Source organism: Cellulosimicrobium sp. SH8 (assembly GCF_025818875.1).
Lineage (GTDB): Bacteria > Actinomycetota > Actinomycetes > Actinomycetales > Cellulomonadaceae > Cellulosimicrobium > Cellulosimicrobium cellulans_D.
This window is the reverse complement of the sequence record NZ_JAMXMH010000003.1, coordinates 17,982-31,914: the sequence shown is the minus strand read 5'-3', so window position 1 is coordinate 31,914 and position 13,933 is coordinate 17,982. Positions and strand designations below refer to the sequence as shown.

Below are 13,933 nucleotides of genomic sequence, written 5' to 3'. Positions count from 1 at the left end.
GGACCGTGGACGTGCTCACGTCACGCGCACAAGAAGGCGCACGGAAGGAACGTCATGGCAGGAAACGACGGCGCGCAGCTCGGCGTCGGCATGGTCGGGTACTCGTTCATGGGGGCAGCGCACTCGCAGGCATGGCGGACCGCCCCCCGGTTCTTCGACCTCCCCCTCGACCCGCGCATGCGGGTGCTCGGCGGCCGCAACCCGGAGGCGTTGGCCGCCGCCGCCCAGCGGCTCGGCTGGGAGTCCACCGAGACCAGCTGGCAGGCGCTCGTCGCGCGGGACGACGTCGACCTCGTCGACGTCTGCACGCCCGGTGACACGCACGCCGAGATCGCGATCGCGGCGCTCGAGGCCGGCAAGCACGTGCTGTGCGAGAAGCCGCTCGCCAACACGGTCGCGGAGGCCGAGAAGATGGTCGCGGTGGCCGAGGCCGCGGCCGCGCGCGGCCAGGTCGCGATGGTGGGCTTCACCTACCGCCGCGTGCCGGCCATCCAGCTCGCGCGCCAGCTCGTCGTCGACGGGCGCATCGGGACTGTGCGCCACGTCCGCGCGCAGTACCTGCAGGACTGGATCGCGGACGAGGACGCGCCGCTGTCGTGGCGGCTCGACAAGTCGAAGGCCGGCAGCGGGGCGCTCGGCGACATCGGCGCCCACGTCATCGACCTCGCGCAGTTCATCACCGGCGAGAAGATCACGAGCGTCTCGGGGCTGCTCGAGACCTTCGTGACCGAGCGCCCCGTCGCGACGGAGTTCGCGGGGCTGTCCGGCCAGGGCGGTGCCGAGCGGGGGCCCGTCACCGTGGACGACGCGGCGGTCTTCCTCGCCCGGCTGTCCGGCGGGGGCATCGGGACGTTCGAGGCCACGCGCTTCGCCTACGGCCGCAAGAACGCGATCCGGCTCGAGATCAACGGCTCGAAGGGCTCGGTCGCGTTCGACTTCGAGGACATGAACGTCCTGCACTTCTTCGACGCCGCGGACGACGCGGTCGTCGCCGGCTTCCGACGCATCGTCGTCACGGAGCCGGAGCACGCGTACGTCGCGCACTGGTGGCCCGCGGGCCACGGGCTCGGGTACGAGCACGCCTTCACGCACCAGGCGGTCGACCTCGTCGAGGGGATCGCCGCCGGGACGCACCCGGCGCCGACCTTCGCGGACGGCCTCGTGGTGCAGCGCGTGCTCGACGCGGTCGAGCGGAGCGCGGCGTCGGGCGGCTGGGTCCAACCGTAGTATCGAGTCCGGGTCGGCCCGCGCGGCGGAGGGTCGACCCGGACGCCGGCCAGACGGTGTCGGCCGTTGCAGCGCAGCACGGCCGACCGGAACCGGTGTGGAGGAGAGGAGGCTGGACGCGCCACGATGGCGCGCATTTAGTACGACGGGCAATCAAAATTGTCGGTCGAAGATCCCGGGACGGCAGCCGGCCGATGGCGGCACCCGGCGGAGCGCAGCACTGATTCCCCATCTCGACGAGGAGACCTTGTGAGAAACGTGCTAGGAGGATCGCTCGCCTTGAGGCGGACGGTCGCGGCAGCTGCCGCGGCAGCGGTCGCTCTCCCCCTGACCATGGCGGCGGCGACGTCGGCGACGGCCGCGACGGCGCCTACCGGCGCCGTGGCGGCGCCCATCGTCACGGCCGCGGACACCGTCCCGTTCGACGTGCTCGTCTTCAGCAAGACCGGTGGCTTCCGCCACGGGTCGATCCCCGCGGGCATCGCGGCGATCCAGCAGCTCGGTACCGAGAACAACTTCGAGGTCACCGCGACCGAGGACGCGGGAGCGTTCACGGACGAGAACCTCGCGCAGTACGACGCCGTCGTGTGGCTGTCCACGACCGGTGACGTCCTCAACGACGACCAGCAGGCCGCGTTCGAGCGATACATCCAGAACGGGGGCGGGTACGCGGGCATCCACGCGGCGTCCGACACCGAGTACGACTGGCCCTGGTACGGCGGGCTGGTCGGCGCGTACTTCAGCGCTCACCCCCAGAACCAGGACGCGACCGTCAAGGTCGAGGACCACGCCCACGAGTCGACGGCGCACCTTCCCGCGCGGTGGGACCGCTACGACGAGTGGTACAACTTCCGCACCAACCCGCGCGACACGGTGCACGTGCTCGCGAGCCTCGACGAGACGTCGTACTCGGCAGGCTCGGGCGCGATGGGCGCCGACCACCCGACGGCCTGGTGCCAGGTCTACGACGGCGGCCGGTCCTGGTACACCGGCGGTGGCCACACCGACGAGTCGTACCAGGAGCCGGAGTTCCTCCAGCACCTCCTCGGCGGCATCCAGACCGCCGCGGGCGTCGTGCCGTCCGACTGCAACGCGACGCAGTCCGACAGCTTCGAGATGGTGCCGCTCGACGAGAACACCGCGAACCCGATGACGCTGGACATCGCTCCCGACGGCACCGTGTTCTACGCGGAGCGTGACGGGCGTGTGCGGGTCATCGACCCCGCGACGAGCCAGACCACCACCGCGGCGACCCTCCCCGTCACGCAGGCGAACGAGGACGGCCTGCTGGGCCTCGTCCTCGACCCCGACTTCGCGGACAACGGTTGGGTGTACCTGTACTGGTCGCCCTCGAACGAGGGCGCGGACGGGCCGCACAACCGGCTCTCGCGCTACGTCTACGACGCGGCGTCGAAGTCGATCTCGCTCGCGACGGAGTCGACGCTCCTCAAGGTCACGACGCAGCGCGAGACCTGCTGCCACGCGGGCGGCGACATGGAGTTCGACGTCGAGGGCAACCTGGTCCTCGCCACCGGCGACAACACCAACCCGTTCGAGTCGGCCGGCTTCACGCCGATCGACGAGCGCGCGGGCCGGCAGAACTACGACGCGCAGCGCACGTCGGCCAACACGAACGACCTGCGGGGCAAGGTCCTGCGGATCCACCCGGAGGCCGACGGCACGTACTCGATCCCCGAGGGGAACCTCTTCGCGGAGGGCACGGACAAGACGCGTCCGGAGATCTTCGCGATGGGCTTCCGCAACCCGTTCCGGATCGGGATCGACCCCGCCACGAACAACGTGCTCGTCGGTGACTACGGTCCCGACTCGGGCGCGGCCGACCCGGCCCGCGGGCCGCGCGGCGCGGTCGAGTGGAACGTCGTGAGCGACGCCGGGTTCTACGGCTGGCCGTACTGCACGGGCTCGAACAACAACTACGTCGACTACAACTTCGCGACGGGCCAGTCCGGCGCGGCGTTCGACTGCGGCGCGGGCATCGTCAACAACTCGCCCAACAACACCGGTCTCCAGCAGCTCCCCCCGGCCATCGCCGCGGAGGTCTGGTACACCGGCGCCACGAACCCCGAGTTCCCGGAGATCGGTGGCGGCGGGGCGCCCATGGGCGGCCCGGTCTACCAGTACGACGCCGACCTCGACTCGGACGTCAAGTGGCCCGAGTACTGGGACGGCAAGGCCCTGTTCGGCGAGTGGAACCAGGGCAAGATGTACTCGTTCCAGCTCGACGGCGAGAAGCGTGACGACCTCGTCGACATCAACCGCGTCATGCCGAAGATCTTCGACCCGTCGGCCGGCTTCGACCGCCCGATGGACTTCCAGTTCGGTCCCGACGGCGCGCTGTACGTCATCGACTGGGGCTCCGGCTTCGGCGGCAACAACGACTCGAGCGGTGTCTACAAGGTCAACTACGTCCAGGGCGACCCCGCCCCGATCGCCCGCGCGAGCGCGGACGTGACGAGCGGCGCCGCGCCGCTGACGGTGCAGTTCTCGTCCGAGGGCACCCGCCACCCGGCGGGCGACCCCATCACGCTCCAGTGGACGTTCGGCGACGGCTCGGCGCCGTCGACGGAGGCCAACCCGGTGCACACGTACACCGAGAACGGCAGCTACACCGCCCAGCTCGTCGCGACCGACGAGGACGGCGCCGTGGGAGTGGCGAACGTGTCGGTCGTCGTGGGCAACCAGGCCCCGACCGTCTCGATCACGTTCCCCGAGAACGGTGGCTTCTTCGAGTGGGGCGACCAGGTGAAGTACGAGATCGCCGTGGACGACCCGGACGGGGAGGTCACGTGCGACAACGTCACGCTGTACACGTCGCTCGGCCACGACTCGCACGCTCACCCCATGGAGGAGCTCTCGGGCTGCGAGGGCACGCTCCAGACGGCGCGTGACGAGGGCCACGGCATCGAGTCGAACATCTTCTGGGTGGTCGAGGCGATGTACACCGACGACGGTGGCGAGGTCGGCGTGCCGCTCTCGGCCAACGACCTCCAGATCCTCCAGCCGAAGCTCGTCCAGTCGGAGTTCTTCACGTCGACCGGGCGTCTCGCCGGGTCGACGAGCACCGGCGACCCCGGCGTCCAGACCGAGACCACGGGTGACACCGCGGGCGGCGGCCTGAACATCGGCTTCATCGAGCCCGACGACTGGTGGGCGCACTCCCCGGTGTCGCTCGCGAACGTCGACTCCATCACCCTGCGCGCGGCCTCGCCGGGCGGCGGCGGTCCGATCTCGCTGCGGTGGGACGACCCCGAGGGCCCGGAGATCGGTAGCGTCACGGTCCCGTCGACGGGCGACTGGCAGGTCTACACCGACGTCACCGCCGAGCTGCACGATGTCCCGTCGGGCAGCGGCACGCTGTACTTCGTCCAGACGGCCGGCCAGTCGAACGTCAACTGGATGGTCATCAACGGGCGCGGCGTGACGGACAACGTCCGACCCTCGATCGACACGTTCACGGTCACGCCGGAGAGCGGCGACGCGCCGCTCGAGGTGACCGCGACGGTCGAGGCGAGCGACGTCGAGGGCGACGCGATCACGTTCGCGTGGGACGCCGGCCTCGGTGACGGGTTCGTCGACGGTGGCGACACCTTCACGTTCACGTACGACCAGCCGGGCACGTACCGCCTCCAGGTCCGCGCGACGGACGCCAAGGGTGCGTACACGACCGAGTACAAGACGGTGACGGTGAAGGCGCCGCAGACCGGACCGGGGATGTGCTTCTCGGGCCGTTCGGACGACTTCCTCGGTGCCGACGTCGACACGAACCGCTGGACCGTCCAGAACCGCAACCAGGACCTCGTCGTGCGCGACGGGAAGCTGGTCATCCCGACCGCGGCGACGGACTTCTACGGGACCGACAACAAGGCGACCCCGAACCTGGTGCTCCAGGACCTGCCGGACGGGCCGTTCACGGCCACGGCCAAGCTCACGCTGCCGGCTCGCCAGCAGTACCAGCAGGCCGGTCTGGTGATCTGGGAGGACCAGGACAACTACGCGAAGATGGTCGTCCAGGGCCGCTCGCAGTCGGCCGACCCGGCGGCGCGCATCTTCCAGTTCATCCGTGAGGAGAACGCCACCCCGAACGAGGTCGCGGCGTCCAACTCCCCGGCCCTCGGCGCCGACTACCCCGACACGGTCTTCGTGCGGTTCGTCAGCAACGGGGAGAACCTCCAGGCGGCGTACTCGGCCGACGGCGTCGACTTCACGACGATGTCGGAGACCAAGTCGATCGCCGACCTGGAGAACGCGAAGATCGGCCTCGTGTCGTTCAAGGGGAACAACACCGCGTCCCCCGTGATCAACGCGGAGTTCGACTGGTTCTCCATCACGCCCGACGACACGGCGTCCGCCCCCGGGCCGGACGACGAGTTCGACGGCACCGCCCTCGACGCGTGCCGCTGGTCCATCGTCCGCGAGGACGCGACCGGCTACCGCGTGGCGGACGGCTCGCTGCAGATCGACACGACCCCGACCGACATCTACGGGACGGGCAACACGGACGTGCCGAACATCCTGCTCCAGGAGCAGCCGGGCGACGAGTGGACGATCGAGACCAAGGTCGACGGCTCCGCGTTCGACCGCCAGTACCAGCAGGGTGGTCTGATCGCCTACGCCGACGACGACAACTACGTCAAGCTCGACTACGTGGTCGACAACCAGGCGGGTCAGGCCAAGAACGCCCGGATCGAGCTGCGCAGCGAGGTCGGCGGCGTGGTCCAGAACCCGCAGCCGCAGACGGCGAGCCTCGCCGAGTCGGTCTGGCACCTGCGCCTGACCCGCTCCGGTGACACGTTCACCGGTGCGTACAGCGCCGACGGCGAGACGTGGACGACGTTCGACCAGAGCGTGACGAACGCGGCCGCGGCGGACGCCCAGGTCGGGCTCTTCGCGCTCGGTGCGTCGGCCGCCACGGGTGCGCCCGCGTCGTTCGACTACTTCCGGGTGGTCGGCGACGAGGTCGAGCCGATCGCGGTGACCATCACCGCGGAGACGCGCTGCATGGCCGGCAAGGTGTTCGTCGCGGTCCGCGCGACGAACGACGACGCGGTCCCGGTCGCGATCACTCTCGAGACCCCGTACGGGTCGAAGGAGTTCGCGGCCGTGGCACCGGGTGCGAACGCGTACCAGTCGTTCGCGTCGCGTGCCGCAGGGGTGGACGCGGGCACCGTGACGGTGACCGCGACCGACGCCGAGGGGAGGACGTTCTCCGGGACGGCGGACTACGCCGCCCGGGCCTGCTCCTGACAGGTTCCGGCGGGCCGGTGCTCTGAGCACCGGCCCGCCGGGCACCGCGCTCGGCGTGCGGGCGCTCGGCGGACGGGCGGCCCATCGGCCGGGCCGACCGTACGCTGCCCGCACGACGAGCACCACGGGGACCTCCGGGTCTCCGGCCCCGGCGCCCGGGAACGGGCGCTCCGGCCCGGCGCCGGGGCACCCCGGGGACCGACGACCGCCGTCGGCCCCGGAGCCACCCACAGACCACGACGAGGTGATGACCCGATGTCCCGAACGTCTGCGCAGCCCAGCGGCACCCGCAGCGGCAGCAGCACCCGCACCCGACCCCGCGTCGGGGTGCGCGCTCTTCTCACCGCGGCGCTCGGCGTGCTGCTCGGCGCCGCCGTCGGGCTGCTGGGCGTCGCGGCCCCCGCGGCCGCGCACGGCGGCGACGTCGTGATCTCCCTCGGCACCGACGGGGAGGGCGGCATCTCCGCCAACCTCACCTACAAGATCGACGGGCACCCGGTCGAGGAGTCTGCCGACGTCTCCGTGACCGCGGAGTCCGCCGACGGCGAGACCGTCGGACCGCTCACGCTCTCCTCGGCGTCGGAGGGCGTCGGCTGGTACACGTCCGAGCCCGGCGTCCTCGCCGAGGGCAACTGGACCCTCACCGCCACGATCACCCACCCGGCCGAGGCGACCGCCACCGCGCAGGTCGACGTCGTGCCGCTGCCCGAGCTCGCTCCGGATGCGGCCGACGAGGCTGCGGCCGACGCCGAGGACGGCGCCGCGGACGGGGCCGACGAGGACGCCGACGCCGCGGCGGAGGGGTCCGGTACCGCGGACGACGAGTCGAGCGGGAGCGGCGCGGGCGTGTGGATCGCCGTCGCCGTGGTCGCCGCGCTCCTCCTCGTCGGCGGGTACGTCGTCGTCCGCCGCCGCTCGCGCGCTGCCGCCGACGACGAGTCGTCGGACGGCAAGCCCCGATCCCTGTCCAGCACGTCCGCCCGGTGACCCCGGGCGCGATACCGAGAACGACCGAAGGAGACACGACCATGGCACGACCGATCACCCTCTTCACCGGGCAGTGGGCCGACCTGCCGTTCGAGGAGGTGGCGCGGCTCGCGTCCGGCTGGGGCTACGACGGCCTGGAGATCGCCTGCTGGGGAGACCACCTCGACCCGTGGCGCTGGGACGACGACGAGTACGTCCAGGGCAAGCTCGACCTGCTGGCCAAGTACGACCTCAAGGTCTACGCGATCTCGAACCACCTCAAGGGCCAGGCCGTCTGCGACGACCCGATCGACCAGCGCCACCGCGACATCCTGCCGGACGTCGTGTGGGGCGACGGCGACCCCGAGGGCGTGCGCCAGCGCGCCGCCGAGGAGATGAAGCACACCGCGCGCCTCGCGGCGAAGCTGGGCGTGAAGACCGTCGTGGGCTTCACGGGCTCGGCGATCTGGAAGTACGTCGCGATGTTCCCGCCCGTCTCGCAGGAGGCGATCGACGCCGGCTACCAGGACTTCGCCGACCGCTGGAACCCGATCCTCGACGTCTTCGACGAGGTCGGCGTGAAGTTCGCCCACGAGGTGCACCCGAGCGAGATCGCGTACGACTACTGGACGACCGTCCGCACGCTCGAGGCGATCGGGCACCGCGAGGCGTTCGGCCTCAACTGGGACCCGAGCCACATGGTGTGGCAGGACCTCGACCCGGTGAGCTTCCTCTGGGACTTCAAGGACCGCATCTACCACGTGGACTGCAAGGACACGAAGAAGCGGATGCACAACGGGCGCAACGGCCGCATGGGCTCTCACCTGGCCTGGGCGGACCCGCGCCGCGGCTGGGACTTCATCTCCACGGGCCACGGCGACGTGCCGTGGGAGGACGCGTTCCGCATGCTCAACACGATCGGCTACGAGGGCCCCATCTCCGTGGAGTGGGAGGACGCCGGCATGGACCGCCTGGTCGGCGCGCCCGAGGCCCTCGAGTTCGTCAAGAAGTACGCCTTCGACGCTCCGGACGCGGCGTTCGACGCCGCGTTCTCGACCAAGTAGCACGCGCAGTCTCCCGCCGGCCGGCTCTGCCGGCCGGCGGGTGGGAAGAACAGTCCGACACGCCACCGCCCCCGGCCCCTCGACGGCCGGGGGCGGTGGCGTGCCTGCGTCCGGGGCATCGTCGCCTGTCGTCTCGCCCCTTCGTCACCGCGCGCGTCACCCCGGACCGAGGTCGTGTGATCCTTCACATTTGTTTTGCGGTTTGGGTTATATAACTGTGACGATCAATGTTCGGCTTTTGCTTGACGCTCGACAGAAGTGCCCCTACGTTGTCATCCATGCGAGCCGACGACGTCGCGCAGGACGTGCGTACCCCGGTGCTGGACCCGGGTGCCCACCTCCCCGGAGCGACCACGACAGGGGCCCCCGCCGCCCAGACGACCTTCCCCGCCAGCGCGCCCGACGAGGGCGGCCTGCCCGCCTCCGGCTACCGTGCGGGGATCCTCGGCGCGGGCTTCATGGGCGGCGTCCACGCGCGCGCCGTGCGCACCGGGGGCGGTCGGGTCGTGAGCGTCGCGGCCGCGGACCTCGCGATCGCCCGCGCGGCGGCGCCTGGCCTCGGTGCCGAGCGCGCGGTCGCCAGCGCGGAGGAGCTGCTCGCCGACCCCGAGGTCGACGTCGTGCACGTATGCACGCCCAACCACCTGCACGTCCCCCTCGCCCGCGCGGCGCTCGCGGCGGGGAAGCACGTGGTGTGCGAGAAGCCGCTCGCGACCGACGTCGAGGGAGCGGTCGAGCTCGCGGGGCTGGCCGCCGAGGCGCGCGCCGCCGACGGCCGGGTCGCCGTCGTGCCCTTCACCTACCGGTTCCACGCGATGGTGCGCGAGGCGCGCGAGCGCGTGCGCCAGGGCGAGGTCGGCACCATCTCGCTCGTGCACGGCTCGTACCTGCAGGACTGGCTCCTGCGGGAGTCGGACGACAACTGGCGCGTCGACCCCGCGCTCGGTGGCGCGAGCCGGGCCTTCGGCGACATCGGCTCCCACTTTTGCGACCTGCTCGAGTTCACCACCGGCCACCGCATCGCCCGGCTCGTCGCGCAGTCGGCCACCGTCAACCCGCGCCGCAGGGGTGCGGACGGCGTCGTGCACGAGGTCGCGACCGAGGACGCCGTCACGCTCCAGTACGCGACGGACGGCGGGGCGCTCGGGACCGCGGTCATCTCCCAGGTGTCGGCGGGCCGCAAGAACCGCCTGTTCCTGGAGATCTCGGGCTCGGAGTCGACGCTGTCGTTCGACCAGGAGCAGCCCGAGACGCTGTGGGAGGGTCGCCGTGACGTGTCGCGCCTCCTCGTGCGCGACCCCGAGGCGCTCTCCCCGGCCGCGGCCCGCTACTCGCGCCTGCCCGCCGGGCACGCGCAGGGCTACCAGGACTGCTTCGACGCGCTCGTCGCCGACACGGCGACGGCGATCCGCGGCAGCGTCCCGGACGGCCTGCCCACGTTCGACGACGGCCTGCGCGCCGCCCGCCTCGCCGCCGCGGTGGCCGAGTCGGTGCGCTCGGGCGGCTGGGTGGAGGTGCCGGCATGACCGCGACGACCACGCGCGAGCCCCGGCCGCCGGCCACGGGGGAGGGCGGCGACGGGCCGATCCTGCGGCTGCGCGGCATCGGCAAGGAGTTCTTCGGCAACTCCGTGCTGCGCGGCATCGACCTCGACGTGCGTCCGGGCGAGGTCCACGCGCTCGTCGGCGAGAACGGTGCCGGCAAGTCGACCCTCATGAAGATCATCGCGGGCGTGCACCGCCCCGACGCGGGCACGATCGAGCTCGACGGCGAGACCACGACGTTCGCGTCGCCGCTCGCGGCGCAGCACGCGGGCGTCTCGACCGTCTTCCAGGAGTTCAACCTCCTGCCCGAGCGCTCGCTCGCCGAGAACGTCTACCTCGGTCGCGAGCCGCGCCGCGCGGGCCTCGTCGACCGGCGGCGGATGCACGCCGACACGACGGCGCTCCTCGCCGACCTGGGCCTCACCGGCCTCGCGTCGTGGACGCGTGTCGGCTCGCTCTCGGTCGCGCAGCAGCAGATCGTCGAGATCGTCAAGGCCGTGTCCTACGACGCGCGCATCATCTCGATGGACGAGCCGACGGCCGCCCTCGCCGACCAGGAGGTCGAGCTGCTCTACGAGCTCGTCCACCGGCTCAAGGAGCGCGGCGTCGCGATCCTCTACGTGTCGCACCGCCTCAAGGAGATCTTCGACCTCTGCGACACCATCACGGTGCTCAAGGACGGCAACCACGTCCTGACGACCCCGACGGCGGACATCGACCCCGACCGGCTCGTGCGCACCATGGTCGGCCGCGACTTCGCCGGGTACTTCCCGGACAAGGACGCCTCGACCGTCCCGGGTGAGGTGCGCCTCGCGCTCGAGGGCGTCGGCAACACGCAGGTCGACGACGTGTCGCTCGAGGTGCGGGCGGGCGAGATCGTCGCGCTCGCCGGCCTCCAGGGCTCGGGCCGCACCGAGATCGCGCACGGCATCTTCGGCATCGCGGGCTTCACGCGCGGCCGCGTGCTCGTCGGCGGCAAGCCGGTGGACGTGCGCTCGCCGCGCCAGGCGGTACGTGCCGGGCTCGCGCTCGTGACCGAGGACCGCAAGGCGGAGGGCCTGGCGCTCGGGCAGTCGATCCTCGCGAACGCGCGGCTCGTGCTCGACGCCGTCGTGCCCGGCCAGGCGGACCGGCGCGCGAAGCGCATCCCCGGCATCCTCTCCTCGCTCGAGCTCGTCGCGAGCTCGCAGGAGGCCGAGGTCCAGTACCTGTCGGGCGGCAACCAGCAGAAGGTCGTCCTCGCGAAGTGGCTGGTCACCGACCCGCAGGTCATCGTCCTCGACGAGCCGACGCGCGGCATCGACGTGGGCGCCAAGCGCGCCGTCTACGACCTCATGCGCGAGCTCACCGCGAGCGGCGTCGCCGTCCTGTTCATCTCCTCCGAGCTCCCCGAGGTCGTCGCGATGGCCGACCGCGTGCTCGTCATGCGCGACGGCCGCCTCGCGGGCGAGCTCCCCGCCGGCAGCGACGAGGAGACCGTGATGGCCCTCGCCACCGGTGCGGGGGAGGACACGTCCGGCGAGCACGTCCAGGTCGACCTCGACGCCCTCGCCGACGCGGACGACCTCCCCGGCGCCGAGCCCGGCACCTCGCACGACACCGACACCGACGGCCCGCAGGAGGACCGATGAGCACCGCGGTCGCGACCGCCGCCCCCACCGCGCGCCGCGCCCCCGCGCGCCGGCGCCGCCTGGGGTCGACGGAGATCGTCTATCTCGCCCTCGTCGGGATCCTCGTGATCGCCGGCGTCCTCGTCGCCGTCGGCGGCGGCAACCTGTTCAGCACCGCGAACACGGCGTACATGCTCACGCAGACGAGCCTCCTCGGGTTCGTCGCGATCGGGCAGACGTTCGCGATCCTGTGCAAGTCGCTCGACCTGTCGGTCGGCTACGTCGTGGCGCTCAGCTCGATCGTCGGCGCGACGACCATGGCGGGCGACCCCTCGCGCGTCTGGCTCGGCGTCCTCGCGGCGGTGGGCGTCGCGGCGGTCGTCGGCCTGGTCAACGGGCTCGTGATCGCGAAGCTCCGCGTCAACGCCTTCATCGCGACGCTCGGCGTCGGCCTCATCATCAAGGGCTACCTGGACACGCAGTTCAAGGGCCCGGCGGGCGAGGTGCCCGCCTCGTTCCAGATGTTCGGGTACACACGCGTCGGCCCGGTGCCGGTCTCGACGATCGTCATGCTGCTCGTCGCGGCCGTGGGCGTCGTGCTCCTGACGCGCACCCGCCCCGGCTACCACATGTTCGCCGTCGGGGGGAACACCGACGTCGCGCGGCTCTCGGGCATCCGGACCGACCGGACGCTCATCCTCGCGCACGTGCTGTGCTCGGTCTGCGCGGGCGTCGCGGGCCTCCTCATCGCCGCGCGCTTCGGCACGGGCAACGCGCTCGTGTACTCCTACGGCCTCGACCTCGACTCGATCGCGGCCGTCGTGCTGGGCGGCACGCTCCTCATGGGCGGGCGCGGCTCGATCGTCGGGACCGTGGGCGGCGTCCTCATCCTCGCCGTGCTCGACACGGTGTTCAACGTGCTCGACGTCGACCCGTTCTTCAAGGACGTCCTGCGCGGCGTCATCATCATCGCCGCCGTCGCGCTGTACGCCCGGCGCCAGATCGACCCGGCGAGCAGCCGGGCCCGCTTCCGCCCGACCCGCACCGGAGGTGCGTCCGCATGACCACCGACACCACGCGCCGGACGATCCCGGCGCGCGCACCGCGGGCCGGCTGGCTCGAGCGTCTCACCGCGGGCGGGAGCTGGACCGTGTTCGCGCTGCTCGTGCTCGTCTTCGCGGTCATCCTCGTGATGAACCCGTCGTTCGGCGAGCCCATGTCGCTCATGGCCTTCGTCAAGAAGGCGGCACCGCTGGTCATCCTCGCGATCGGCCAGTACTTCGTCATCGTCTCGGGCGAGTTCGACCTCTCGGTCGGCTCCCTCGTCGGCGCCCAGGTCGTCATCGCCGCGAAGCTCATGGACGGCGAGGACTCGATGACCTGGCCCGTCATGGCGCTCATGATCGTGTTCGGCCTCGCGGTCGGGCTCGTCAACGGCCTCGTGACGACGCTGCTCAAGGTGCCGTCGTTCATCACGACGCTCGGCATGATGCTCGTGCTCTACGGCGCGATCCGGCTCTGGACGGGCGGCGCTCCCACGGGCGCGCTGACCGACGGCTTCCGGCAGTGGGGGCGCGGGGGCATCCCCGACACGCCCGGCCAGTTCCAGGTGCCGTACGCGCTGATGATCGTCGTGGTGCTCGGCGTCCTCGCCGCGCTGCTCATGCGCCGCCCGTTCGGCCGCACCCTCGTCGCCACGGGCGACAACGACGTCGCGGCCGGCTATGCCGGGAGCTCGGTCTGGTGGGTGCGCACGCGCGCGTTCCTCCTCTCGGGCTTCATGGCGACCGTCGCGGCGATCCTCATCGGCGGCTACGCCGGCGTCACCGCACAGGTCGGGCAGGGCCTGGAGTTCATGGCCATCACGGCCGTCGTGCTCGGGGGCGTCGTGCTCGGCGGCGGGCGGGGCACCGTGATCGCCGCGATGGCCGGTGCGCTGACCCTGGAGGCGCTGTTCACGCTGTTCAACCAGCTCAGCCTCCCGTCGACGATCCGGCCCGCGATCCAGGGCGTGATCATCATCGCGGCCGTCGCCTACGCCGCGCTGCCGCGCCGGTCGCGGCGCCGCGCGTCCACCCCGGACGGCCCGCCTGCCGCGGGCCCGACCACCGCACCGAAGGAGCCCGCCCCCGCGAACGCCTAGCCCTCGCGCCGGCGGGACCTGCACCCGCGCGACGTCGACCCCATCCGAAGAAGACCCCTCAGAAGAAGTCCCCACCCTTTCGAGCTGTACCCCCCCTTCCCCCGCACGCTGCGG

General features: G+C 71.7%; 8 protein-coding genes. All 8 read left to right on the top strand.

Going from position 1 to position 13,933, the window contains the following annotated elements:
- The first annotated feature begins 54 nt into the window (after positions 1–54).
- Positions 55–1,227: a Gfo/Idh/MocA family protein gene (locus NF338_RS05185; protein ID WP_264029818.1), complete on the top strand. Its 1,173-nt coding sequence runs from the start codon at positions 55–57 to the stop codon at positions 1,225–1,227.
- Between the two features lie 279 nt (positions 1,228–1,506).
- On the top strand, positions 1,507–6,492 hold the full coding sequence (locus tag NF338_RS05180) for a ThuA domain-containing protein (RefSeq protein WP_264029817.1): 4,986 nt from the start codon (positions 1,507–1,509) through the stop codon (positions 6,490–6,492).
- 255 nt (positions 6,493–6,747) lie between these two features.
- The gene (locus tag NF338_RS05175) at positions 6,748–7,479 is read left to right on the top strand and encodes a hypothetical protein (protein ID WP_264029816.1); all 732 of its coding nucleotides are present in this window, start codon (positions 6,748–6,750) and stop codon (positions 7,477–7,479) included.
- Positions 7,480–7,520: 41 nt separating this feature from the next.
- Positions 7,521–8,522 (top strand): sugar phosphate isomerase/epimerase family protein, encoded by a 1,002-nt coding sequence (locus NF338_RS05170; protein ID WP_053369958.1) that lies wholly within the window; start codon positions 7,521–7,523, stop codon positions 8,520–8,522.
- A 278-nt stretch (positions 8,523–8,800) separates the two neighbouring features.
- Positions 8,801–10,048, top strand: coding sequence for a Gfo/Idh/MocA family protein (locus NF338_RS05165; protein ID WP_264029815.1), 1,248 nt, complete (start codon positions 8,801–8,803; stop codon positions 10,046–10,048).
- On the top strand, positions 10,045–11,697 hold the full coding sequence (locus tag NF338_RS05160) for a sugar ABC transporter ATP-binding protein (protein WP_264029814.1): 1,653 nt from the start codon (positions 10,045–10,047) through the stop codon (positions 11,695–11,697). The genes NF338_RS05165 and NF338_RS05160 overlap by 4 nt, the downstream gene beginning before the upstream one ends.
- On the top strand, positions 11,694–12,740 hold the full coding sequence (locus tag NF338_RS05155; protein ID WP_047234093.1) for an ABC transporter permease: 1,047 nt from the start codon (positions 11,694–11,696) through the stop codon (positions 12,738–12,740). Before NF338_RS05160 ends, NF338_RS05155 begins: the two co-directional genes overlap by 4 nt.
- The gene (locus tag NF338_RS05150; protein WP_264029813.1) at positions 12,737–13,819 is read left to right on the top strand and encodes an ABC transporter permease; all 1,083 of its coding nucleotides are present in this window, start codon (positions 12,737–12,739) and stop codon (positions 13,817–13,819) included. Before NF338_RS05155 ends, NF338_RS05150 begins: the two co-directional genes overlap by 4 nt.
- Positions 13,820–13,933 lie beyond the last annotated feature (114 nt).

Coding starts and splice junctions, on each gene's coding strand:
- NF338_RS05185 (WP_264029818.1), top strand. CDS start 55: ATGGCAGGAAACGACGGCGCGCAGCTCGGCGTCGGCATGGTCGGGTAC.
- NF338_RS05175 (WP_264029816.1), top strand. CDS start 6,748: ATGTCCCGAACGTCTGCGCAGCCCAGCGGCACCCGCAGCGGCAGCAGC.
- NF338_RS05170 (WP_053369958.1), top strand. CDS start 7,521: ATGGCACGACCGATCACCCTCTTCACCGGGCAGTGGGCCGACCTGCCG.
- NF338_RS05165 (WP_264029815.1), top strand. CDS start 8,801: ATGCGAGCCGACGACGTCGCGCAGGACGTGCGTACCCCGGTGCTGGAC.
- NF338_RS05160 (WP_264029814.1), top strand. CDS start 10,045: ATGACCGCGACGACCACGCGCGAGCCCCGGCCGCCGGCCACGGGGGAG.
- NF338_RS05155 (WP_047234093.1), top strand. CDS start 11,694: ATGAGCACCGCGGTCGCGACCGCCGCCCCCACCGCGCGCCGCGCCCCC.
- NF338_RS05150 (WP_264029813.1), top strand. CDS start 12,737: ATGACCACCGACACCACGCGCCGGACGATCCCGGCGCGCGCACCGCGG.